General features: G+C 61.1%; 17 protein-coding genes and 1 pseudogene. 9 read left to right on the forward strand and 9 right to left on the reverse strand.

Annotated elements, in window-relative coordinates; all coding sequences use genetic code 11:
• Positions 1-54: 54 nt before the first annotated feature.
• The 5 genes from FJ938_RS03020 to FJ938_RS03040 all read left to right on the forward strand — a co-directional run bounded on the left by FJ938_RS03020 (position 55) and on the right by FJ938_RS03040 (position 4,989).
• The gene (locus tag FJ938_RS03020; RefSeq protein ID WP_181165732.1) at positions 55-1,059 is read left to right on the forward strand and encodes an extracellular solute-binding protein; all 1,005 of its coding nucleotides are present in this window, start codon (positions 55-57) and stop codon (positions 1,057-1,059) included.
• A 16-nt stretch (positions 1,060-1,075) separates the two neighbouring features.
• Positions 1,076-2,905 (forward strand): ABC transporter permease subunit, encoded by a 1,830-nt coding sequence (locus FJ938_RS03025; RefSeq protein ID WP_181165733.1) that lies wholly within the window; start codon positions 1,076-1,078, stop codon positions 2,903-2,905.
• On the forward strand, positions 2,902-3,945 hold the full coding sequence (locus FJ938_RS03030; RefSeq protein ID WP_140612642.1) for an ABC transporter ATP-binding protein: 1,044 nt from the start codon (positions 2,902-2,904) through the stop codon (positions 3,943-3,945). The genes FJ938_RS03025 and FJ938_RS03030 overlap by 4 nt, the downstream gene beginning before the upstream one ends.
• 76 nt (positions 3,946-4,021) lie before the next feature.
• The gene (locus FJ938_RS03035; RefSeq protein ID WP_140612644.1) at positions 4,022-4,777 is read left to right on the forward strand and encodes a COG4280 domain-containing protein; all 756 of its coding nucleotides are present in this window, start codon (positions 4,022-4,024) and stop codon (positions 4,775-4,777) included.
• The gene (locus tag FJ938_RS03040) at positions 4,774-4,989 is read left to right on the forward strand and encodes a hypothetical protein (RefSeq protein WP_140612646.1); all 216 of its coding nucleotides are present in this window, start codon (positions 4,774-4,776) and stop codon (positions 4,987-4,989) included. The genes FJ938_RS03035 and FJ938_RS03040 overlap by 4 nt, the downstream gene beginning before the upstream one ends.
• A gap of 80 nt (positions 4,990-5,069) precedes the next feature.
• On the opposite strand, the gene FJ938_RS03045 is transcribed toward FJ938_RS03040, so the two are convergent.
• The 3 genes from FJ938_RS03045 to FJ938_RS03055 form a co-directional block, all read right to left on the reverse strand.
• Entirely contained in the window at positions 5,070-6,065 is a 996-nt protein-coding gene (locus FJ938_RS03045) for an ABC transporter permease (protein WP_140612648.1), read from the reverse strand.
• Positions 6,066-6,123: 58 nt separating this feature from the next.
• Complete coding sequence (locus tag FJ938_RS03050) at positions 6,124-7,662, reverse strand: sugar ABC transporter ATP-binding protein (RefSeq protein WP_140691047.1); 1,539 nt, start codon at positions 7,660-7,662, stop codon at positions 6,124-6,126.
• A 121-nt stretch (positions 7,663-7,783) separates the two neighbouring features.
• Positions 7,784-8,746 carry a sugar-binding protein gene (locus FJ938_RS03055; protein ID WP_140612650.1) on the reverse strand — a complete coding sequence of 321 codons (963 nt, stop codon included), beginning with the start codon at positions 8,744-8,746 and terminating at the stop codon, positions 7,784-7,786.
• A gap of 606 nt (positions 8,747-9,352) precedes the next feature.
• Between FJ938_RS03055 and FJ938_RS03060 the strand changes: the two genes are divergently transcribed.
• The 3 genes from FJ938_RS03060 to FJ938_RS03070 all read left to right on the forward strand — a co-directional run bounded on the left by FJ938_RS03060 (position 9,353) and on the right by FJ938_RS03070 (position 12,896).
• Positions 9,353-10,450, forward strand: a complete 1,098-nt coding sequence (locus FJ938_RS03060; protein WP_181165734.1) for a LacI family DNA-binding transcriptional regulator — start codon at positions 9,353-9,355, stop codon at positions 10,448-10,450.
• A gap of 208 nt (positions 10,451-10,658) precedes the next feature.
• Positions 10,659-11,261, forward strand: coding sequence for a hypothetical protein (locus FJ938_RS03065; protein ID WP_140690930.1), 603 nt, complete (start codon positions 10,659-10,661; stop codon positions 11,259-11,261).
• A gap of 354 nt (positions 11,262-11,615) precedes the next feature.
• Positions 11,616-12,896 (forward strand): DNA sulfur modification protein DndB, encoded by a 1,281-nt coding sequence (locus FJ938_RS03070; RefSeq protein ID WP_181165735.1) that lies wholly within the window; start codon positions 11,616-11,618, stop codon positions 12,894-12,896.
• A gap of 241 nt (positions 12,897-13,137) precedes the next feature.
• On the opposite strand, the gene FJ938_RS03075 is transcribed toward FJ938_RS03070, so the two are convergent.
• The 3 genes from FJ938_RS03075 to FJ938_RS03085 are packed head-to-tail and all read right to left on the reverse strand — an operon-like array spanning position 13,138 to position 15,127.
• A complete protein-coding gene (locus FJ938_RS03075) occupies positions 13,138-13,764 on the reverse strand; it encodes an MAE_28990/MAE_18760 family HEPN-like nuclease (RefSeq protein ID WP_181168995.1) in 627 nt (208 codons plus the stop codon).
• Entirely contained in the window at positions 13,761-14,054 is a 294-nt protein-coding gene (locus FJ938_RS03080) for a DUF262 domain-containing protein (RefSeq protein ID WP_210243406.1), read from the reverse strand. The genes FJ938_RS03075 and FJ938_RS03080 overlap by 4 nt, the downstream gene beginning before the upstream one ends.
• Entirely contained in the window at positions 14,051-15,127 is a 1,077-nt protein-coding gene (locus tag FJ938_RS03085; protein ID WP_246671600.1) for a hypothetical protein, read from the reverse strand. Before FJ938_RS03085 ends, FJ938_RS03080 begins: the two co-directional genes overlap by 4 nt.
• 1,175 nt (positions 15,128-16,302) lie before the next feature.
• On the opposite strand from FJ938_RS03085, the pseudogene FJ938_RS03090 reads away from it, so the two are divergent.
• Positions 16,303-16,392 (forward strand): annotated as a pseudogene (locus FJ938_RS03090) (magnesium chelatase domain-containing protein); the annotation flags it as partial.
• 752 nt (positions 16,393-17,144) lie between these two features.
• On the opposite strand, the gene FJ938_RS03095 reads toward FJ938_RS03090, so the two are convergent.
• The 3 genes from FJ938_RS03095 to FJ938_RS03105 are packed head-to-tail and all read right to left on the reverse strand — an operon-like array spanning position 17,145 to position 23,275.
• A complete protein-coding gene (locus FJ938_RS03095; RefSeq protein ID WP_140690934.1) occupies positions 17,145-20,264 on the reverse strand; it encodes a helicase-related protein in 3,120 nt (1,039 codons plus the stop codon).
• A complete protein-coding gene (locus tag FJ938_RS03100) occupies positions 20,254-22,107 on the reverse strand; it encodes a phospholipase D family protein (protein WP_140690936.1) in 1,854 nt (617 codons plus the stop codon). Before FJ938_RS03100 ends, FJ938_RS03095 begins: the two co-directional genes overlap by 11 nt.
• Positions 22,100-23,275: a DUF6361 family protein gene (locus tag FJ938_RS03105; RefSeq protein ID WP_140690938.1), complete on the reverse strand. Its 1,176-nt coding sequence runs from the start codon at positions 23,273-23,275 to the stop codon at positions 22,100-22,102. The genes FJ938_RS03100 and FJ938_RS03105 overlap by 8 nt, the downstream gene beginning before the upstream one ends.
• Positions 23,276-23,442 lie beyond the last annotated feature (167 nt).

Raw genomic sequence — 23,442 nt, forward strand, 5'->3', positions numbered from 1 at the left:
GTACATGATACAATGGGGCTTACTATGCCCATGGGAAATCCACTGGAGAACAAGATGAACGCCCGTACCATTTTCTGCTTCGCAATTGGCTTGAGCGCGCTGACCGCCGCAGCACCTGCTTCGGCATCAGACCTCGTGCTTTATGATGCGCTCGATTTCGCTGGCCCGGTGGCCAAGGCCTTCCAGGCCAAGACCGGTCTCACGGTCGACGTCGTCGAGCCTGGCAGCACCGGCGAGACGCTGGGCAAGATCGCTGCCGAAGGCAGCAACCCGCAGTTCGATATCGTCTGGCTCGACGGCTCCGCCGTCATGGAGCGCATGGCGGCCGACCACGTGCTGCAGGCGATTCCCGCTGCCGCCTACGATAAGGTGGCATTCACCGATCTCGGCAAGTCGCTGATCCCGCAGAGCCACGCTTTCCTGCCGACCGGCACCAGCACCACGGCCATCGAGGTCAACACCAAGAAAGTACCCGCCGACAAGCTGCCCAAGTCGTGGGCCGATCTTCAGTCCTTCGCAGGCAAGGTCGCGGCCAAGGATCCCAATCTGTCGGGCCCTGCCTATCAATGGCTGGCCGGCTTCTTTCAGACCAACGGCCTCGACGCCGGCAAGGCCCTGTTGACCAAGACGCTGACCAACAAGTCCCTGTCGGGCCTGTCGAGCGGCGGCAAGGTGAACAAGGCGGTGCTGACCGGCGATGCCTCGGTCGGCATCAATCAAGACAGCGCCATCTTCTCGAAGATCGCCGCCGGCGAACCCGTCGTCGCGGTCTATCCAAGCGAAGGTTCGGTGTCGCTGCCGCAGGGCCTCGGCATCAGCGCCAAGACCCAGCACATGGATGCGGCGCGGAAATTCATCGACTTCGTCACCAGCGCCGAAGGCCAGGCCGCCATGCAGAATGGCGACGATACCGACTTCTTCTACATCCCGATCATCAAGGGCATCAACGCCAAGCCGGGCCGTGAAACGAACATCACCTACACGCATCTCGACGATGCCGTGGCCTCCGCTCACGAGACCGAGTGGAAGCAGTGGTATAAGGCCAATTTCGTCCAGTGACCCGGCTGTTCGGGAAATGACGATCGTCCAGCATTCCGGCGCCGCGGCTTTTGCCCGCGGCGCCGGCGCCAGAAAACCGCCGCTGGGCCGTCTGTCGTCGCTCGCCCGCTATGGCGGTCCACTTGCGGTTTACGCCGTGTTTGGCCTGCTGATCGGATTGCCGCTTGCCCTGGTGCTGGTTCAGGCGGTCATGCCCGGCCTGTTTGCCGCGCAAGATGCCAGCAGCGGCCTGAGTTTCGAGCCGCTGGCCCGCGTCTTCAACTCGCCCTATGTCGCGGGCTCTGTCCTGCATTCGCTTGAACTCGGCATGCTCGTCGCCTGCACCACGACGGCGCTGGGTGGCGCCTTCGCGGTCCTGGTCCAGCGCTGCGACATTCCGGGGCGGACAGCGATTTCAATCGTGCCGTGGCTGGTTTTCCTGACGCCGTCCTATCTCAAGGCGCTCGCCTGGGTGCTGCTGATGTCCTCCGGCGGTTACCTGGCGCAGTTCGGGCTGCTGCCTGCCGCGCTGGGCTCGGCTTTTTTCGGCCTGGCCGGCCTGGTGTTTGTCCACACGCTCAGCCTGTTTCCGCTGGCCGCCTTCATCATCGGCAGCGCGCTCGCCGGCCTGGGCAGCGAACTGGAGGATGCCGCGCGGCTCTCCGGTGCCACGCCACTCAGGATCTGGCTCCGCATCAACGGCCCCTTGCTGGCGCCGGCCATCGCCTTGAGCTTCATCGCCACCTTCGCCGAGGTGCTGTCCGACTTCGGCCTGGCCTCGACCATCGCCAGAATGTCGAATTTCGGCGTGCTGACCTACGGCATCTACGCCGCCGCCAGCGACTACCCCGTCGACTTTCCCGCCGCCGGCGCCCAGGCGCTCATCCTGCTCAGCCTTGTGCTGCTCGTCGTGGTGGCGGACAGGCTGCTGCGCCGCCGCGCCGACCCGCGCCTGATCTCCGGCCGCGCAAGGCCCGCCCGGCTTTACAATCTCGGGGCGTGGCGCTGGCTTGCCATGGCGGCGGCCCTGGCCATCGCTTTCCTCGCACTGGCATTGCCGCTTGCCGCGATCGCGGCACGCGCCCTGACGCAGACGCTGGGTCACGGGCTCATCTGGAGCAACTTCACCAGTGCCAATGTGGTGGCGGCGCTCAGCCTGAACACCGCGGCCAATGACGGCCTGTTGCGCAGCCTCTTTTACGCCGGGCTGACGGCGCTTATCGCCAGTTCGCTTGCCCTACTCCTGTCGGCGCAACTCGATCGCGCGGGCCCGGTGCTGCGCAGCGCCGTCGTCGGCCTGTCGCTGGGATCGGTGGCGATACCGGGCATCGTGCTCGGCTTCGGCTATATCCTGGTCTGGAATCGCCTGCCGGGGTTCCGCGACTGGCCGTTTCCCCACTATGGCGACGGCTCGCTGCTGGTTATGGGCTATGTCGCGGCAGCACTTCCCTACTGTCTGGTGGTGATCCTTTCAGCCATCGGCCAGTTGGCACCGAGCCTGACGGACGCGGCGCGCCTGCATGGCGTCGGGACAATCCGGCGACTGCTGGCGATCACCTTGCCGCTGGTGCTGCTGAGCGTGGTGACGGCCTTTCTGCTGACGTTCATCCGCACCGTATTCGAGTTGCCCATCTCGCAGATGCTCATTCCGCAGAGCGGGCCGCCGGCGCCGACGCTCATCCTGAAACTGTTCAGCCACGATCGTGATGGGCTGGCATCGGCGATCGCGCTGGTCGCCATGGCGGCCGCCGGCATCGGTGCCGCGCTGGTCTGGTACCCGCTTCGGCGGTTCGTCAAACCGCGTCGAAGTGTGGGCTATACCGGCGTGGGCAGCGGTCAAGCCGCGAGAACGGGAACCTTGTCATGACCGCCTCCCTGCATTGTGCCGGCATCTGCAAATCGCTCGGTGGACGTCCGGTCCTGAGCGACCTCAATCTCAAGATCGATGCCGGCGAAGTGGTGTCGCTTCTTGGCGCCAGCGGCTCCGGCAAGACCACGCTCCTGCGCATCATCGCTGGGCTGGTCGAACCCGAAAGCGGATCGATCACGCTGGACGGGCGTGTCGTGTGGAGCGAAACGTCGGTCATCCCCGCCGAGAAGCGGCGGATCGGCATGGTTTTCCAGGACTATGCGCTGTGGCCGCACATGACGGTCGCCAACAATCTGGCCTTCGGGCTGCGCTCACAGCGGCTTTCGGATCGCGACATCGCCCAGCGGCTCGCCCACGCGCTCGACGTCACCCGCCTTGCTCCCTACAGGGATCGTTACCCGACCGAACTGTCCGGCGGCCAGCAGCAGCGGGTCGCCATCGCGCGTTGCCTTGCGGCGCGTCCAGCGCTGATGCTGTTCGATGAGCCGCTGAGCAATCTCGACGCGGCCCTGCGCGAGGATATGCGCATCGAGATGATGGAACTGGTGCGCCGCGAGGCCATCACCGTCGTCTATGTGACGCATGACCAGGCGGAGGCGATGGCGGTCTCCGACCGCATCGCCATCATGCGGGCAGGCGAGATCGTCCAGTTCGATACACCACGTGCGATCTACGAGGCGCCCGCCGATTCCTTCGTGGCCAGCTTCATCGGCGGCTTTTCGATCGTTCACGGACAGGTCCGTGACGAACGCTTCACAATCGCCGAGAGCGACGCCGAAACCGTGCGCACGCCGGGCGCACGCCCTGGCGCCGGCATGCTCGTCATCCGTCCCGAAGACGCACGCCCGGCCAACGCCTATCCGGACAACCGTCTGCAGGGCAAGGTTCTGTCGAGCGCCTTCCAGGGCCGATGCTGGCGGCTGGCGGTCGACCTCGGCCCCCACCGCGTGCGGCTCGATTGGCCCGAAGCGCCGCCGGTTGGCGCTTCGCTTGCTTTTTCGCTGCCGCCGGAGCGCTGTGTGGTGCTGACCGCATAGTGATGCTAACCACGATGCCGAATGTGGAAACGGCCTTTCAAAAGTTCATGATCAAACGAAGACACAGGGCGCCTTCATGCAGACACTGACACCCATTCTCTCGACGGTCACGGCGGCATTTCTCGCCTCCTTGGTCGAGGTCGTCGAGGCCTTCACCATCGTGCTCGCGGTCGGGGTGACACGCAGCTGGCGCCCGGCCCTGACCGGCGCCGCCCTGGCGCTGGCGGTGCTGGCGGCCCTGGTACTGGCGTTCGGCCCGCTGCTGGCGCTGGTGCCGATCTCCACGCTGCAGTTCGTTGTTGGGGTGCTGCTGATCCTGTTCGGCATGCGCTGGCTGCGAAAGGCCATCCTGCGCAGTGTCGGCGTGATCGCCCTGCATGACGAGGAGGCGGCCTTTGCCAAGGAAACCGCCGCCCTGAACCGGCAGGCCAATGACCGCCGCGCCGACTATCTTGCCGGTCTGGCGTCGTTCAAGGCGGTGCTGCTCGAAGGCGTCGAGGTGGTGTTCATCGTCATTGCCGTCGGTGCCGCGCACGGGCAGACGCTCTACGCCAGCCTGGGTGCGCTGGCGGCCTTCGTCCTGGTGATGCTTGTCGGCCTTGCCGTGCACCGGCCGCTGGCGCGCGTTCCGGAGAATGCACTCAAATTCGTGGTCGGTCTGATGCTGACCAGCTTCGGCATCTTCTGGACCGGCGAAGGCATCGGCGCCGACTGGCCAGGCGCCGATCTCGCCCTGCTCGCCATCTTCGCCATCATCGCGGTGGCGTCCTTCGCCATGGTGCGCTGGTTGCGCATTACCCACCCCGCAGCCGCTGGAGGGCTCGTCCGATGAACGTCATTCGTCTTATCGCCAAGGAATTCTTCGGCATGTTCGTCGATGACGGCAATCTGGCGCTGCTGGCGCTGGTGCTGGTGGCCGCCGTGCTTGCGGCGGTGAAGCTGCTGGCACTGCCGCCGTTGCTCGGCGGCGCGTTGCTGCTGGTCGGCTGTCTCGCCATCCTGTTGCAAAGCGTTCGCCGCGCCGCAAGCGCGACCAACCGGTAGCTCCGACAGGCACGCGGCTGAAGCCTGACGGGCTCAGCCGCGCAAGGTGCGGGCAAGCGCGGCGCAGAGTGGCAGGGATGTTACTCAGCGGCCGCGCCAGCTATGGTCTTGCGGCTGGCGTCGATCATGCGCCGCCGGGCCCGGAACACGCCCCATTGCTGGTCGACGAGCACGCCGATGAGGATAACGCCACCCATCACCGCGAAGTTGAGGGAGGACGGAATGCCGAGCAGGTTGACGAGGTTCTGCAACTCCTGCAGCAGCACGGTGCCGAGGAGGACGCCGATCAGCGAGCCCTCGCCGCCACGCAACGAGAAGCCGCCAAGCACCGCCGCGGCGATGGCGTAAAGCTCGTAGAACTGGCCGTGGCTGGCCGGCGAGATCGAGCGCGTGTACATGGCGAAATAGATCGCCGACAGCGCCGTCAGCACGCCGCAGATGACATAGGCCGCCATGACGATGCGCCCGGTGCGGATGCCCGAATATTTCGCCGCCTCCTCGTTCTTGCCGATGGCGTAGAGATAACGGCCGAACACCGAGCGGTGCAGCACCACCCACATGACGATGGCGATGACGATCAAGGCGAAGAAGGAGTTCGGCACGCCCCAGGAGCGGCCGGCAGAGAGGAATTCGAGCTCCGGAAAGTTCTGGCCGAAGGCGAAGCCGGCGGTGCCGTCGGCGGTGTAGAAGCGGGCGACGCCGCGATATATCAACAGGCCGCACAGCGTGACGACGAAGGGCTGCAGCTTGAGCCGCGTGATCAGCCAGCCATGCACCAGGCCGATAATGGCCCCCAATGCGATGATCAGCACGAAGGCCAGCGGCCAGTCGAGTTCGCGCACGGCGATGAAGTCGATGAACAGCGTGCCCAGCAACGCCACCAGCGAACCGACCGACAGCTCGATGCCGCCGGTGATGATGACAAAGGCCTGGCCGATGGAAAGGATGCCGAACAGGCCGATCAGGTTCGAGGTGTTGGCAAGGTTGATCGGCAACAGGAAGCGCGGGTTGATGATGGCAACGATGGCCCCGACCACCAGGATCAGGATCAGCAGGCCGAGATCTTTCTTGCTCATCGTCTTCTCCCCAATGCTTGCCCGAGCAGCTCGCGCTTCCGCGACCCCGAGGCAAAAACTATTTCGGCTGCTTGCCCACCGCCAGCAGCAGCACGTTTTCCTGGCTGAACCGGTCCTTGTCGAGAATGCCCGAGATCTGGCCCTCATGCATGACGGCGATGCGGTCGGACACGCCGATCACCTCTTCCATGTCGCTGGAGATCATCAGCACGGCGACCCCGGCATCGGCGAGCGCGCGCATCAGCCCGTAAATCTCCGCCTTGGCGCCGATGTCGATACCACGCGTCGGCTCGTCGAGGATCATCACCTTCGGGTTCATAGCCAGCCATTTGCCGAGGACGACCTTCTGCTGGTTGCCGCCCGACAGCGTGCCGGTGCGGGTCTGCACCGAGGGCGCCTTGATGCCGAGATTCTTCTTCTGCTTTTCGGCGGTTGCCGTTTCGGCGCCTGCGGACACGAGCGATCGCTTCGCATGGGCCGGCAGATTGGGCAGCGAAATATTCTGCGCGATCGACAAATCGAGCAGGATGCCGGTGAGCTTGCGGTCTTCCGGCACCAGGAAGATGCCATGCGCGACGGCGTCGGCGGCCGAGCGCAGGACAAGCGGCGTGCCGTTGAGTTCGAGCGTGCCGCCGAGGCAGCCGTCGATGCCGAAGAACACGCGTGCCAGTTCGGTGCGGCCGGAGCCGACAAGGCCGGCAAGGCCGAGGATTTCGCCGCGCCTGACGTCGAGTTCGACCGGCCGGCCGGGATAGGTGGGGGTGCGGACGGCCTTGGCCGACAGGGCGACGGCGCCCGGCGCACGCGCGGCCTCGGAAGCCTTCTCGCGCTCCTTCAGCATGCGGCCGATCATCAGCTTGACCATCTGGTCATGGTTTATATCGCGCTTGCCCAGCGTGCCGGCCAGCATGCCGTCGCGCAGCACGACGACGCGATCGGCGACACGCTCGACCTCGTGCAGGCGGTGCGAAATGAAGATGACGCTGATGCCGTCGGCCTTCAGCCCCTTGATGACGTCGAGCAGCTTGTCGGTCTCGGCGATCGGCAGGCTCGAGGTCGGCTCGTCGAGGATGACCAGCCTTGCCTTGATCGACAGCGCCTTGGCGATCTCGACCATCTGCTGCTGGGCGAGCGACAGGTCGGCGACCTGCGTGTCGGCGGAGAAATTGGCGCCGACGCGCTTGAGCAACGGCGCCACCATCTCGCGCAGCCTGGCGCGGTCGACGAGCCTGAGCGGCCCGGCGCGCAGCGGCTCGCGGCCGAAGAAGATGTTGGCGGCGACGTCGAGGTTCTCGAACAGGTTGAGCTCCTGGTGGACGAAGGCAATGCCCGAGCCAAAGCTGCCTTCGACGCTCAGGCCCTTGTGGGCGGTGCCGTCGACGGTGATGGTGCCGGTGTCCGGCGTGGTGACGCCGCCGAGGATCTTCATCAGGGTCGACTTGCCGGCGCCGTTCTCGCCGACGAGGCCGATGACCTCGCCAGGCCTCACCTCCATCGAAAAGCCATCGAGCGCGACGACGCCCGGATAGGTCTTGCGCACGTTCTCGAGGCTGAGGAACGGGGTGATTGCCGAGATGGATGTGTCGGAATAATTCATCATGCCTGACAGCAGCCGGTGGGCCATTTTGGTCCATCTTCAGACTGACGATCCTCGCGGTGTTCGTCAATGCGAGCAGCCGGCTCAAGGCTAGCTTGAGCCGGCTGAACTGCCTGTGGCCTTATTTTCCAGCCATCGCCTTCAGGTTGGCGGCATATGCGTCGACATCATCCTTGCCGATGATCTTGGTCGGGATGATGATCAGATTGCCGGCCGGGATGCCCGACTTGTCGCCCTTGAGGTAGGCTGCCATCAGCTTCATGCCCTGATAGGCCCATTCGAAGGGCTGCTGCACGACGGTGGCGGCAATGGTGCCTTCCTTGACGCCGCCCAGCGTGATCGGATCATCGTCGAAGCCGACGACGGTGATCGAGCCGAGCTTGCCGGCGTCGCGCAGCGCTTCATAGATGCGCGGCGTGTTGTAGGAATAGAAGCCGACCATGCAGGTGACGTCGGGGCTGGCGACCAGCGCGTCCTCGACATTCTTCTTGGCGCGGGCCTGGTCGATGTCGTCGCCGCGCACGTCGACGAGCTCGATTTTGGTACCGGCGAGACCATCCTTCATGCCCTGGATGCGCTCCTTGGCGTTGTCGGCGCCGAGAAGGCCGACGAAGCCCAGGCATTTGCCGCCGTTCGGCATCGCCTTCTTGGCGATTTCGGCCGCCTGCTTGCCGGCATCGACATTGGAGGAACCGATATAGGCGACACGCTTGGTCTGCGGGGCGTCGCTGTCGGTGGTGAACAACGCGGTTTGCGAGGCGATCTTGTTCAGGCCATCGGTCGAGGTCTTGGGATCGACGGCCGAGACCATGATGCCCTTGACGCCGGCCGTCACCAGATCGTCCATCAGCCGCTGCTGGATGGCGACCGAGGATTGTTCCGGATATTTGAGCTCAAGCGTGTAGTCGGGCAGTTCGCCCTGCGCTTTCTTGACGCCGGCTTCGGCGGCTTTCCAGAAATCGGACGCGCCGTTGACGACGAAGGCCAGCGTCGGCTTGTCGTCGGCGCGCGCGATGGCGGTCGCCGCCAGGCCGACGGCGAGAGCCGCGGCGGCCACGGATGCATTGCGTATCAAAGACTTCATGTTCAACCTCCCGTTTTGGTCCAGCCATCGGCCGACCGGTCTTGCTCACTGAGAATTTGCCTTGCTCACCTGAATTTGCCTTTTGCGGCTTGGATGCCCCTCCTCCTCAGGGGTTCCCGGCACTGAAAGAATGGCGTCGTTCCAGCCACGGCCAGGGACTTTAGAGACTCATCCTTCGTTCGTAAATAGTCCGATTTGTCTGACATATCATATGTCCGAGACAAAGCTCGCGGAGCCCAAGTCCGCTCGCCATCGGGCCAGCCACGCTCGCTTTCCGCCGCCCCCCGGAACCGATGGGCCGGATGCGACGGATTGACGTTACAGCGCATTTTTGTATTAGTAAACAGTATTAGTTCCGAACCTCGACCTGACCCTGCCACTGCGGTCCCGCAGTCGACGCGCCGGCTAGCCAAGACTTTGGTCGCGCGGCGCTTAATGCCGCTTTGCCGTTGCATTTCTGGTGTGCGGAGCCGCATGAGCAATGGACCGCGAGATTGGTAATAGATATAAGTCATGGGGCAGTTTCTATAAATCGATGCCACCGCGCCATCTTGTCGATCCGGCAGGCTGCCGCTAGACAGCACCGGGGATTGGGACAGGAATGCAATGAGCGAAACGACGGATCGGGAGACAGCGAGGCGCCGTAAGGCGCCGGCAAAACCCAAGGGCCGGGTCACCATGACCGACATCGCAAGGGCTGCTGGCTGCTCGCAAGCGACCGTTTCCTTCGTGCTGAACAATTCGCCAGGGATACGGCTGTCGCGGCAGACGCGCGAGCGGGTGATCGAGGCCGCCAGGGCGCTGGGCTACAGCGCGCCGGCCTTCTCCGCGCTGAAGACGCCGGTTGCGGCCTTTGAAGGTCTTGACGGGGTCATCGGCTTTGCCGTCGACCAGCTCGCCACCAGCCCGGAGGCCGTGGTGGCCATCGAGGGCGCGCGCCAGGCCTCGTGGAATGCCGGCAACGTGCTGCTGGTGGCGCAGACCATGGGCGATGCCGTGATGGAGCCCCGCGCCATACAGGCGCTGACCCGGCGGGGCATTTCGGCGCTGATCTACATGACCATCTTCACCCGCGAGATCACGGCGCCCGACTTTCTCTACAGCCTCGACATTCCGGTGATCCTGCTCAACTGCTACACGTCGGACTATGCCTTCCCCGCCGTGGTTCCCTCCGAGATCGCCGGCGGCCAGAGTTCGACCCGGCACCTGATCAGCCACGGCCACCGCCGTATCGCCACCATCACCGGCGAACCCTGGATGCAAGCGGCGCAGGACCGGCTGAAAGGCTACCGCCGCGCGCTCGCCACGGCCGACATCCCCTTCGACCCCGAACTGGTGGTCGAAGGCGACTGGTCGGCCAGCGCGGGCTATGCCGCAACGGTGAAGCTGCTGGCGCTGAAAGACCGCCCGACCGCCATCTTCTGCCAGAACGACCGCACGGCGATCGGCTGCTACGAGGCGCTGAAGGAAGCCGGCCTGCACATCCCGCAGGACATCTCCGTGGTCGGCTACGACGACGAGGAAATCGCCCGTCACCTGTTCCCGCCGCTGACCACCTCGATCCTGCCGCATATGGCGATGGGCCAATGGGCAATCGAACAGCTCGAGGCGCCCTCGCCGCCCGGGCGGGGGCGCTATCCCATCACCAAGCTGGAATGCCCGCTGGTGGAACGCGAGAGCGTGCGGGCCATGGCGGCAGGCTGAGGCGAGGCGACGGGCTGACACAGCGCCTTGTCCGCCAGCGGGCCGCGAGGGTGTATTCCGGCGGTCCGCCGGCAGATCCGACAACCCAGCTCACCCTTTTGCGGCAGCGCCCTTGCCTGCGACCACCCTGTGGGCCCATCGATCGCGGTCACCATCATGCCGTCTGTTGCCAGTAGGCGGCCGGGCAATTGTCGTCCATACTTGAGCCATGATGGGTCGAGGCTTGCGCTGTGTGCAGGTGTGTGCGGCTTTGCTGGCCGCGGACTGCCCACGCGCCGAAGCCGACGGGACCAAACTCTTCCAGGCGGGCGCCTACTCGTTCTCGGACGAACTCGGCGGCTTCAGGATCCTTTCGGCCACCGGCGCCGGAACGCGCACCGACCCGATCGTGGTCACCGAGGAACTGGAGACCGCGGACCCGGTGACGCTGACCATACGCGCCGCCATGCCGATCCAGCCGTTCGGAACGGCAGGCAATTACGCGACCGGCTTCCTGCCGCTGAAGATCGTCGCCCGCAACAACAGCGGCGACGCCTGGATCGAATTCGAATTCGAGCTGCAGCCGATCATGAACCGGCCGAGCGACTATGGCGACGGGCTGTCCTTCGACCAGGCGCAGCGCGAGGACAAAATGATCAAATCCGACAGCTTCGCCGAATTCAAACGCGACTTCGAGCCCTATGACAGGCTGCTGTTCCGCAAAGGCAAGGTCGACCCGCTGGAGACAGCCTCGTTTTCATTTCTGATCACGGACTTTTCGCCGAAGGATAGGTTTTATCTGGTGGAGGAGCCAAGGGTTCCTTCGTCGTAGGGGCTGGTGTTAGGGACGAGGATTGGTTCTTCGGTTGGGTGGCTGAGCATCTTCACGATCGGGGCTCTACGGCTCATTGCACTGCGAAAGATCGCTGCCATCCTCCGACGAGCGGTTAGGCGCATTGCGAGATGTCGATTCTGGAAATCCGGACGACGTCCAATCCGACAAGCCAGCAGGCCTTCCGAAATCCCGCATCATTTGTAGCCATCCCCGTAGAAAAATCCTACGGGGAATAGGAAATTACCTACGGGGACGTCTTGACCCCGCCCGGTCGGGTATGCTCCAAAAGAAAATGCCGGCGAGGTTTCTGCCCTCACCGGCATCATTCAACCAAGCACCATGGAGAACACCGTGCTTAATTCTACTCAACTTACCATCCGCATTGCGGCCGTTCAAGGCGCCTACGGTCATCGGCTCGCAACCTATGCTACCCAAATCTCGCCGCGCTCGCTGGAGGCATTCCTTGGGCACGATCCGCGTTCGCGCTTCTGGAAGAAGCTCGATCCGGAGCTCGAGCAAATCTACGTCCAACTCCAGCGCACCACCACCAGTGATCGTCTCCGTGCCATTCAGGCCTACATCCGGAAGCGGTTCTCCCAGTTAGCGGTAATCCTCGGTGCCTTCCCTGCGATTTCCGTCGCCGTTAAAAGACATCTCCGGTTCGATCCGTTCAATGAGAGCGGCGTGGAGGGGGCCGGCACCCTTCACCTCGACATGTCGAAGTCGAACGGGAGGATCGTCCTCGATGGTCTCGCTCGTGTGTCTGGAGTTATTGAGCTTGTGGAATTGGCCAACGATGAAGCACTGAGCATTGATGAACGCAGGGCCCTCAACGAATTGATCGACCAGTTCACTCTCCCGCTTGTGATCTTTGCGCCGCGGCAGGCCGACAAGCCTCTCGATCTCAAGGAGTTGAGGCAGTTATTTGCGGACTTCAACTTCAAACAGACGTCGATCAGTCCCACCATGGCTATGAACTACGATTCGAGCGACATCTATGTTGAGGCTACCCGTCGCCTCGCTGATCGTGCCGTTATCAAGTCGAACGGGGGCATGGAGACGAAGGCCGCGTCACTCGGTGCCAAGTCGACGGCCCTCGTAGTCCTGCAGCACCTCGTCCGCTTCGTGCGCGGCGCCGCCGAGGGCGATGCGTTCACCGAGGCCAAGACCAACGTGGACAAGGCGGAGGGGCAGCGCCGTCTGTCCGAGGACAGTATTGATGAATTTGTCACCCAGGCCAATCGCTTCCTGAGCGGCATGACCGAAATGATGGGCGCTGAGCGTTTCTCGGATACCAAGAACAGCATCCATCTGACAGGCCCAGGCTGGGGGGCACTAGGGACCATCTTCCACGACCTCGACGTGACGTTGGAGGTCGACGACATCGCGGCCATGGGCAGGAGGCTAGGAGAGCTCGACTGGAGGCGCGACGCCGAGTTCTGGTCCGATGTTATGCGTGAGAGGGAGGTTCGTGGGAAGATGATGCTGACTTTTGTCGGCGGAGGCTACGAGAGCCGGCAGGCCATCCGCCGCAAGGCTCATCAATATCTTGGGACATGGGATCGGCTCCAAGCCAAAACAGCTCCCTCCGAAGTTGGCGCGCCGACCGAGAGCAACGCTGCCGCTGCGTGATGCTGCGTAGATCTGGCCGGGCTTAGCCTATGAGCCCGGTCAGATTCTACTTGGAGCTGATCTTGGGGTATTCTAGTCCTCTGATCGATGACCGAAACTTCGACGGCAACGACGTGATCGCTGGCAATATCTTGTGCGTTAAATGGGCGGGCAAGAGCAACCATTGGTCAGATCGACCAGCCAGGTTGACGGTTCACGGTGCGTGGCGGCCGCACGCGATATGATATGATGGCTCTGCGATTTAAATAGATGGTACTCGACGAAAAGCCCCATCTCGCAGGGCAATGAAGACACCACTTTGAACGAACTGCATTACTTCGAAGGCGACAGCAGTGTATTCGCGGACATGATCGGCGCTCGGCACCCGCAGAGCATCACCGTGTGCGATGGCATTGCGCACGCCAAGCAACCGATCGATGGTGCCGCGATGCCGATCGATTGCTGGATAGTCGAGGCCAAGCTGGTATAAGTTCCGTTTCAGCACGACTGAATTCAGATTGGCTTTCGTGTCGATTACCCGATCGGGGATCTCGACCGTGCGGCTGAGGATTCCTTCGTAGGCTTCGACGAACGTTCGTTCCCTCCACAGCATATGGAGCTCTTGGTCGTCCGGCAGGCCAGTACGAAATTCTGGTGCCTTGCTGTTCGGATTGCGGAGTGCCGCGAAAATATCGCCAAGGCTGGCAGCCAGTACTGGGAAGGCTGCGTCGCGGCAAGACAAGGCCAAAGCATTGACTGCACCCGCGTAGGCCAGCAGAGCGAACTTGCAGAAGCCTTCCAGATGAGCATAGGTCAAGAGGGTCAACGAGCGGAACAGCATGTTGCGCTCAGCCTCGACCTCGGTCCGCGAGGCGATGTTCTCGATCAGGCGGAGTTCGGCCTCGCGCTGAAGCCGATCTGATTCGAGAGTTGATACGTTCCGTCCGGTTCCTCGATAACAAAGATGGGCGGCACCGGCATCTCAAGAAGCAAAGACTCGATGAAACGGGATCGTTGTCCCTCACTCCAACGAAACAGGCGCTGGTAATCTGGTGTTATGTTGAGTTCACCGTTCTCACTCATGTCCAAAAGTTCGTTGAACGACAGATCCAAGGATTGAGTGCTCGCCTGCTTCAACGTTGCGGCAATAGACTCAATCAAGGGGGACGCATTTGTCATTGCTGGATCGCCTCTCGACTCTTCTCGAAGCAGAGTACTGCCTCGATGGCCCCAGCGGCGCGCTTATAGGTTCGAGTGTGGGGGTTTATACCGGCCATGGAGCGCTTGAACTCGAAGTCATGGCGCCGTCTTAACTGAAGGCCCGCAGCCGCACCCATCTCCGTCACTATGCCGGGAAGATCGTTGTGGATGTCCTTATAATAAGAGTCTTGGACCACGAGGATTGCAGCCCCGGCAGGCTTAAGTCCCTTAGCAAGATGGGTGAGCGAGAGGGCCATCTTTTCGAAGTAGTCGAGATGAGTTTTGTAGTAGTAACCGGCTGAAGCCTTTGACGGATGTGCCTTCAGATCCCCAAGAAACCGGCCACAGATCGGTCCCCAGGCGGCGTCTACTGCAATGTCGTGATCCGGCACTCGAGTCGAGCCGATCATCTGACGACCGAGATCCTCCATCTTCACCTCAACCAGGGGATGCATCACGGCGAGCTCTATGCGTGTCGCCGCGCTGTAATCTATTCGTGTGCAATAGGGCGGCGAAGTCAGCACCATGTCGACGCTGGCTTCGGTCAGAGCGGTCAAGGTGGTGTTCGCCAGTTGTAGCTCCGCTACTGCATGGTCGGTATGCTGTTCGGTAGCGCGCTGAGCTAGGGCGGCGGCCATGTTCTTGACGTTCGCCGCAAACGACGAGAGGATAGCTTCTCGATCTCCTGTGATGAGACTCTCGTCGATCTTAGGCTTGCGGAACCAAGTAGGATTGGATGAGCGAAAATGCCCAGCCATCTGTCGGCAAACGGAAAACAGCGCCACATAGAAGGTGGCCGCTAAACCGGATATATGATCCAGTTTAACGCCGTTGGCCGTCAACGTATACTCGCCAACCAACTGGCCGCGAATGCGACGCTCGAGCGCCCGGATGAGCGCAGCTGTAGACAGTTCGAACCACCAGAGCAGCGGATCGTCAGGCCGCAGGATTCGTGGATCGGCTCGAACGCCTTTTATGGTGTCCCGAGCCAGCGCTTCGAGACTATCGGCCTCGGAAGGCGATAGCAGACGTGCCCGCGCGATCACGATCATCACTGGATTCAGATCGAATCCACGCGAGACAAGGCCAAGTTGCGACGCAGAAAATGTGGTCGTACCACTTCCATTCCAAGGGTCGAGAACGACCGCCCCCTTCGGAAGGAGTGCGCTCTTTAGCAGTGCCCGAGCGAAGCTTTCTGGATAGCCCGCGTAGTAGGGGAAGAATCCATCCCAACCCCGCTGGGTTTGGGGCGACCGCTTAGGTGATTGTATGTTAAGGGACTCGAACGCGACCACTTCTCTCTTCCTGTAACTTAGTGGCGCGGACGGGCGACCGGCGGCGCGGCCGACTCAGGCCAACCGGATTCTGCCCCATCTAGACACATTCGCACAAGTCAGCCTTAGACACCTGCAGGCAACGAATCCAGGTTAACAAAGTTTACCTTGGTGCCTTTTGCCACGACCCTTGGTTGAGTTTTGATGGAACGAGGACTCGCATGACGGGCTTAGGCAGCGCTCTCCGTCGCAAAAACATGCGAACTGTGGTTCGTCCATGCAATGCAACCGACACTTCGCAGCTTTTTGTTAACCTGAGTTCGGCGCCATGAGACGCCTGGGGTTGGAATGTCTCACTTCCTGCGTGATGCCACGTGCATTTATCACCCAAGACTGTTCACACGAACTGCTAGCCGAATAGCTGACTCCTACCTTCCTAGGCAACGCGCGATCGGTGCTGGGGGTTTATGAACGGCTGTCTCTGCAGAGAATGGTGATACGAGCCCGACTATACTGCGTCGATCGGCATCGGTCGGCCAACGAAGAAAGCGAGTTACTTCGGTGGTTTTTGCTTCGACGCAAGCTGCATCACTTTGTGGGTGCAACCAGCTGAAATGCAGAGCGAAATCTGGCGCACCCGACAGGATTCGAACCTGTGACCTCTGCCTTCGGAGGGCGCATACTCCGCGCCAAAGTGGCACGTTTCAGCGGTGTCCCTATCGGCGAAACCCCGATCGAGAGGTGTTTGTGCTCGTTCCGTTCACTGCTTTCGGTTCAACTGAACCGGAAGCTCCTGTCCGAATAAAACGGCTGCGACTCTTGGTCGTCGAGAATGGCTATCATTACCGTGATCTTCAACTCAGAAACCCGCCCCAGCGCCTCGAGCATCCCGCCTCGTGGTCCAACGCTCGCCTCCCGGAAGTGGGGACCGCAATGCGCATGAGATCATCGGAGTGACGGTCAATCTCGCGCCCGCCGACCTGCCGAAGGAGGGCAGCCATTACGACCTGCCGATCGCGCTCGGGCTGATGGCGGCTCTCGGCCACCGCGTTGTCTATTCGGATCTCAATAACGGCCCCTGTCGGCAATCATCGCTCGCCGTTTAATTAGCCACAATGTCAAAACGATTGACGCCCCAGATATTAGACTCTGCTAAAGGACTGGAGCAGGCAGGTTTCCTGCCGGACGCACTCGTTGCCTGGACGAGCAACCAGCGCCAGGAGCTGACTACCGATTGAAGAGATCGAATGTCGTCCTGGTCCACAATGATCCTGCTCGACACCCTACGACCATTGTGGATCACGGTTAGTCGGCTTCGGTCCAATTTCCCCTAAAATAGATTTGCGAGTTAGCCCAACCGTAGTGCGACGGGTGATAGATCGCAAACATAGCCATCGACCTGCGAGGGCGTTGGCGCAAGACATGCGCCCTTCCCTGCCCGACACCACAGCGTCGATTTTGCGTCGCTGCACCCTTTGACGAGCCTACTGAGAGCCGGAAACATCGGCAATTGCCGCTCGCTGAAAAGATATATTGTTCTCAGAACCGGCCCCACTAACCAGCGATCGGAATGACCGAAATGGGACGCTAGCCGACTGGCAGCTTTCAGAGCCGACGACGGGATAGCAGCAGTTCAGCGGCAGTCTGACCGGGCCGCTCCTGACCCAATTTCGGCCGTTCAGGTAACCCCTCGCGATTTTCTTGGAGCTGCCATTTACACAGGGTTTCAGACGACCACGGGCTGGTTGCTGTCCTCGAATTAGGAATAAGTTGAAGCGGACAGTGCCGGCCTGCGTTATGGGCGAAGACGGATTTGGAGTTCATCGAAGGCGCTTGCATCAACACCCTCTCCAACCAGCCTCACGAGATGTGCAAGCAAATCGTCCTGCCGCGGCTGGCCAAATGCCAGGCGATAAACCGTCAGGCTCCGCTTGAGCCATTCCAGCCGCTTCTCTTCTCGACTGAAGGGAAGCATCGGCACTCGTCGTTCCACCTTCGTCGGTCCTTCATAGATCCAGTAGGGGATGAGTTCGTCCCGGCTCGTTGTCGATCGGCGCGCTGCGGCAAACATGGCGGCCCAGGGGTCTGCAGCAGGCGTTCGGCTCTGCCGTACCGCGTCGCCATGAGCCGCGGCTACGTTCAAGCGTACTGCGTGTCCTTTGAACCGGTGGACACGTCCTTCACGCTGTTCGAGATCGACAGGGTTACCAGGCAGGTTCCAGTGGTACACTCGGTGGCAATAAGGATGGAAGTCGAGCCCCTCCTGACCGATGGAAGTCGTCGCGAGCACAAAAGGTCGGAAGGGTGAGTTGAAGGCTTCGCGCACGGTGGCCAGTCGGACCGCACCACCCTCTTCGTCCTTGAGCTCGGCCAGACGCATGGCAAATCGACCACGCATCTTGATGGGAGTCCGAAACACGATGCGTCCGTTCTCCACCCCAACGTCATCGACTTCGATTTGCGAAGGGCGAATGGAGAGTGCGTTCACCATCGCCTGCGCCACGCCTGTCGCGCGTGCAGACGGACTAGCACTCGACAGGCCCTCGCCTTCAACCAGGTAATGGGCGTATTCATCCAGAACCGCTTGCAGATTGTGACCAGCACAGTGTGTCAGGACGCTTCGCCAATAGTGCTCCTCGCTCTCCTGGCGCAGCAGCGCCACCGCCTCATGTTGGTTGAAGAGAGTACGGAAGCCCCAGGCGACATGAGCCGCAGCCTCGAGCAGAACAGGGTCGTCCCAGGCCAATTCTGGCGCAATGCGCCTCAAAGCGCGGACTGCGCACACTGCAGGACTTCCAAGCGAGAGATCCACGAGCAGCTCTATCGCTGCATTGTTCAAAGGTGCAGGGGCGCCCTCTGCGGAGCGCTTCAACTCGGCGACGTGCTCTCGAAAACCAGCCTCTTTTCCCGTCCACGCAAAGGCACCGCCTTGCAGCCATTCCAACGCACGATTGCCAGCCGCGGCGTCCATCGACGCGGCTGTGGACCACTCCCAGTCACGCGGTCCTAGGATGGCGCCGTCGGCTGCTTGGGGATATCCAACTAGGCGCGGAATTATCTGCTCGCGTACCGCACTGCGCACTTCCTCCTGCGTTAGTCGTTCGGACCTCGCGGCGAAGATGGCCAGCGGATCGCCCAATTCAGCGAGCGTTGGGGATGGATAGATGAGGTTGAGCGTGCGCAGAGCTGCAGGCCGGCCTTGCTCGAGCCGGAACTGCAAAGGCCGTCTTTTCGTGGCCTCGCGATAGGTCAACTTCGCTGCTGCGGCCCCCATGCGGCGTTCGACCTCGTAGGAGATAAGAGCCGCAAGCGCGTCCGGCACCATCTGCCATGCGGAGAATACCAATGCCTTAGTGGGTGGCGGCCCATTCGGCATTGGACCGTAATAAGGTAGTGCTGGAGCGATCCAGAGCTGCTGATCAAGTCCCGCATCGAATAAATCCGACATCAAGGCTCGAAGTCGCGCATTGCCCGGCTCGATGGGTTGGTAGTCGTCGATTGCATCCAGTCGCAATGCCAGCGCTTCTGCCTCAGCAACAGCAGCGACCAGGTCATTATTTGGACTCGTCCTCGCATCCTTGAGCAATTTTTTGAGAGCGTAGTCCCGCATAAAGTTGAGCAGATACGGCGCGGACTTCCAGTATTCGATGATCTCCGGCGCGCCAGCAATACGGGCCACCGCTGCTGCTACCGTGGCGTGGCGAAGATCGATCGCGGCGATCTTCACGTCCATAGCTGGTTCCGCCAGCATCGAGTCCTTCTTGATCGTGCTGTCGATCCTTTCGGTTCGAATCATCACCCTCTTCAAGCGACGTTCTATTAAGACCCGAGCCTGCTTTGCTTGCTTGGTCCCCGAGGGCAGCTGTTGCAGAAAGCGGCGGAATTGCCTCATCTCGATGTCCAGTTCCGTCGCAACGGATGCAGCACGTTCATGACCGTGAAGGAAGCCGACGGTCTTGAGGAAGTCGTCATAATGGTCGCCGTCATCGGGTGCGTCTTCCGACAGTGTCAACATCTTGTATGGGGTGGCCGAAAGAAGGAGGGTGCGGGCTCCTGATGCTTGGTCGCCGTATTCGAACAACGCACGCGCCAGTTCTCCAGCGTCTCCACCGCCTGAGAGCAATTCGCGAAAGCGTTGGAATTCGTCCAGAATGATCAGATCGGGCTTGAGGGCCATCACGCAGGCGTGTGACAGCACCTTCCTAAGCTTGCCGATCAATGCGCTACGCGCCGCAACAGACGCATCGGGGTACTTCGGCCGGCGGCGAGCGAACAGCTGGCACACCTCATCGAGTTCGGTAAATATTGCCTTGTTCTTCGAAACGGTTGATTCGAAACGGCGGATGATCGACTTGTCGATGCCCTCGAGAGACATCCGGCTGACTTGATCATCCCAATTCTTGAAGTTCGCGCCCACTTGCAAGGCGTTCCTGAGCGGTGTGAACCGCGCAAAAGGTTCGAGGAGCCGTAGGAGAAGCGCTCGCTCCTCCATGACACCCGTGGTAGAATGAAGATTGAATGTCGTGCCCGGTGTGAGGCTGATGAAGTTGACGCCGTTCGAACTAATGTTGTTTTTCTCACGCAACCGCAGAGGCATGAGTGTGATGCGTGTGGGCAGCGCCATCGCCTCTTTACCCAGCACGTTCAGTCGATTGAGATTTTGCGCAGCTATTGCTTGGTTGGAGCAAATATACAGGATGTCGATGCGCTTGGCCTTGGGCCAGAGCATCTCGATTGTCTTGGCAACGATGCCACGCGCGATCATCGTCTTTCCTAGACCAACCTCGTCGGCAACGAGAAAATGTCGGACCTGATCGGGTCCATGCAAACGATCAAAAACGTAGTCGACAGTGCGTCGTTGAAATCGCTTGAGTTGAGCGAGCGATGCCATGGCATCGAATGGTTCACCGCGCATCGGAAGCCTCCAGGACGGTTCGGAACACTTGCCACAACTCCTTGAAGTGGGGTGGAATGCGGTCCTCCGTACCAGCCTCCTTGCTAGCCTCGAGCCGGCTGACTAGGCGGTCGACGGCAGCCAGGCGACCATCGCCAGTACAGAGCGCACGCACTAGATCCTCGAGCATGGGCTCGTCATCCGCCCCTGCTCCCCATGCGCCGCTTCCTTTCCCATTTGGTGTGAAACGCGGTGGCAAGGGCTGCTCAGCGAAGGAGGCGAGCAGGAGCCGCAGATACGTCATGAACTTCTGCCGGCTGTCGATCACCCAGTAGAGGATTGCAAGGTCGCGCTCCTCCGGCAGGCCATCCACGGTCAAACCTGTGCTGAAGAGTTCAGTGTGACCCGTGGCGTCGTCAGTAATTTCTAACGCAAGGAATCGGGTCAAATCGACGAGAGCCATCGCCCCTAGATCCACTGGCGATCCATTGCGGATTCCATCGAGCACCTCTCGAGCGTGCCCTTCGCCGAGCGTAATCGGCCAGGCGCGCACCCGTCCGAGCTTTTCGAGCGGGATTCCGACATTGGGCGGGATCAGCCACAGCCGCCAACGCTTGGTGTCGTCATCCCCTTCGGCTTCGCAACGTAGAGACAAAGAGCCGCGGGCGAGAGCTCTCCGGGCCTCCAGCAAGCGGTGATCCGCAGAAACGTCGGCAGGATCGGTTGGTTCGACCTCGTCGGGTTCAAAGGATCGTGTCATTCGACCAAAACCCTTTTCGCCTAGTATGTCGTCGATGCCACCGAGCTTGGAACGCAAGCCATGTAGTGTTGCGAAAACCTCGACGTTGGACGTCGTTCGACGCCCAGAGAGGAGCGCCGCATTGGTCGCGTTGCCGGACCCAAGCGTCAGGCTTGTGCGTCTGCCATGCTCTTGAATGAAGAGCTTGGCATGAAGACCTTGGTGTTCGTTGGGGTGGGTCTCCTCGCCGTCCTCGGTCTCGGCCATTTCATCCAGCACCGATACCTGATGGAACTTGCTCAGAGTCTCAGCAGGAAGACAAACAAGCTGGTCGGGCCTGCTGATCAGCTTAGGGGCGTGATCAGCAAGACTGACCAAATGCTCAAGCGCCTGAGCTTCGACGAATGGCGACACAACGGCGATGCGTTTGCTCCTGCTCGGCTTCCAGCCATGTGAGCCAACACCGTTGACGTGGAAATCCATCTCTTCGCAGTCGTATGGCAGTTCCCAGTCGACGTATCTAAGGTCGTCTGCCATGGCCAAGGTCATCCCGCGGCGCGCCTCGCTCATCTGACCGACAGCCATTCCCGGCAAGGCAGTGAGAAGGTCATGCAACGGCCTGTTGGAAGCGACGGGCCTTGTTCCCATTTTTCCGTCTAGGGACAGGGCGGCGTCCCAGGATCTGTCACGCGTAAGGTTTCGCGACAGGATCAGCAATCTCATGAGCGTTGGACTCGTGCCACCAAGCGACTTGAAGCGAAGCGCCCAAAGTTTGGGATGGAAGCTGCCAGCGTTTGGCGCCTTCACTTCAACCACCGCCTTCTCAAGCAGCGAGGAGAGCCGAGAGCCTTGCCCTTTTTCGGCACGGATTTGCCCGGCATCGACATAGACAACGAGTTTCTCAGCCGTGCGTTCTGCGGACTCCAGCAGTGCCACCGGATCGTTCAAGACGTCCTCACGGCTCCTGCACGAGAAGAAGGCGAGACTCACCGGAACGGCGAGTGCGGTCTCGAAATCCATAGAGAAAGTAGTGGCGACCCCGCCATCAAACTCATAGCCGATCGGTGCCTTCAGGCTATCACCGTAAAGCAGCCGTGTTTCTGGATCGAGAGTGGACTTAACCACGGGTAAGATCTTGCAGATGACGGCGAGCCTGCGACCAGCGGTATTGGAGTCGATAGGCGCCAGATGAACCCTTCCAACGGTCGCGAGCAGTTCGATTGGTGAACCGCGACTGGCCTTTTTTCAAGCGACGCTCACGCTCCTTCACCAAGGACTGCGCCCTTGCTCGGTCACGCTTCAATGCCCCGCTTATTTGCAGCAGCTCTGTCCATTCCGAAACGAAACGTCGTGTGGGATCGAGTACCTGGTGAGCGGGGTGTCGGATCTCTTGCCAGAAGTCCTCGATCGACCATCGCTTCAGTCGGACCAAGTCGATATCTTGTTGCCACTCCGCGATCTGCTTCTTGTAATCCTCGATCCACTCTTCCTTGCCGCGCAACTGGCTGAGCTGCAGATTGTATTGAAGCGCGGCACCGTACATAGCCTCCGAGAAAATTGACGCGTGCTCGACAAGCCGGCGCATGCGGTTCGGGAAGTCCGAGACGTGGGGATGCGTCCAGATATGATCCGACTTCGCGTGACCGCCCTTTTGCGCCAAAAACGTCAGCAGGCTATCGGGATTGCTATCGACCAAACGGTCCACGATGAATTCAGCTTCGTCATCGCTCAACGCGAAGCTTGCTTTGTCGAGCATGCCTTTCGGAACTGGCGGTAGACGAGGATGCCAAGGTGTTGGCGTGCTTCGGCTCGCACCGTGGTCGTCATCGACATGATCCTTGCCTGCATCATTCGGCCATGATGGCATCGACGCTGCATAGGCGTCGATCGAGCCGGAGAAGCGTCGGATGCCCCATGTCTCTAGGCCTGACCAGTAGACGCTTGCGGGCAGCCTCTTCAATTTGGGACCGGCGTTTACCCCGATCACCCCGTTGTTTTCTTTGCCGGCGACCAGCGCATCCCGGAGGCGGATCTGGTCCGTTCTGATCTGCTCCGCGATCTGGTTAGCGTTTCGCTGCCGAGAAAGCCGAGAAAAGATCCATGGCACGAACAGCATATAGCGCAGACGAGTTTGAACCGTACTCGTGCCGGGGAACAGGTGATCGGCAATAGAGTCTCGGATCGCGCCCAGGCCCAGTTCGTCTCGGGCTTCTTGTTCGGTGAAGAGCTGCATCAAGCGCTGCGCCCGTTCACGCTCCTTCTCGTCGAAGTCGATCCATCCAATTGAAGACAAGTCCACTCCCCAAGTAAGGGCATGTCCTCAATCTAACCGTGGTCGATTAGTTGGCTTCCAGTGCGCCCCCTTGCACCGGTCGCCCACAACGTGCCTGAACTTGAACGGTCAAGCAACCTCAATGGCATCCGGTGCTGGATCTCGGTCTTCGCCCTTGCGATGGTCAC

Origin of the sequence: Mesorhizobium sp. B2-4-14 (assembly GCF_006442155.1) — a bacterium.
Lineage (GTDB): Bacteria > Pseudomonadota > Alphaproteobacteria > Rhizobiales > Rhizobiaceae > Mesorhizobium.

Bases quoted from the DNA above. Each gene is read 5' to 3' on its own strand.
- FJ938_RS03095 (WP_140690934.1), bottom strand. From the start codon at position 20,264: ATGCGCGGTGAACCATTCGATGCCATGGCATCGCTCGCTCAACTCAAG.
- FJ938_RS03080 (WP_210243406.1), bottom strand. From the start codon at position 14,054: ATGACAAATGCGTCCCCCTTGATTGAGTCTATTGCCGCAACGTTGAAG.
- FJ938_RS03020 (WP_181165732.1), top strand. From the start codon at position 55: ATGAACGCCCGTACCATTTTCTGCTTCGCAATTGGCTTGAGCGCGCTG.
- FJ938_RS03025 (WP_181165733.1), top strand. From the start codon at position 1,076: ATGACGATCGTCCAGCATTCCGGCGCCGCGGCTTTTGCCCGCGGCGCC.
- FJ938_RS03030 (WP_140612642.1), top strand. From the start codon at position 2,902: ATGACCGCCTCCCTGCATTGTGCCGGCATCTGCAAATCGCTCGGTGGA.
- FJ938_RS03060 (WP_181165734.1), top strand. From the start codon at position 9,353: ATGAGCGAAACGACGGATCGGGAGACAGCGAGGCGCCGTAAGGCGCCG.
- FJ938_RS03050 (WP_140691047.1), bottom strand. From the start codon at position 7,662: ATGAATTATTCCGACACATCCATCTCGGCAATCACCCCGTTCCTCAGC.
- FJ938_RS03085 (WP_246671600.1), bottom strand. From the start codon at position 15,127: ATGATCGTGATCGCGCGGGCACGTCTGCTATCGCCTTCCGAGGCCGAT.
- FJ938_RS03035 (WP_140612644.1), top strand. From the start codon at position 4,022: ATGCAGACACTGACACCCATTCTCTCGACGGTCACGGCGGCATTTCTC.
- FJ938_RS03045 (WP_140612648.1), bottom strand. From the start codon at position 6,065: ATGAGCAAGAAAGATCTCGGCCTGCTGATCCTGATCCTGGTGGTCGGG.
- FJ938_RS03055 (WP_140612650.1), bottom strand. From the start codon at position 8,746: ATGAAGTCTTTGATACGCAATGCATCCGTGGCCGCCGCGGCTCTCGCC.
- FJ938_RS03040 (WP_140612646.1), top strand. From the start codon at position 4,774: ATGAACGTCATTCGTCTTATCGCCAAGGAATTCTTCGGCATGTTCGTC.
- FJ938_RS03065 (WP_140690930.1), top strand. From the start codon at position 10,659: ATGATGGGTCGAGGCTTGCGCTGTGTGCAGGTGTGTGCGGCTTTGCTG.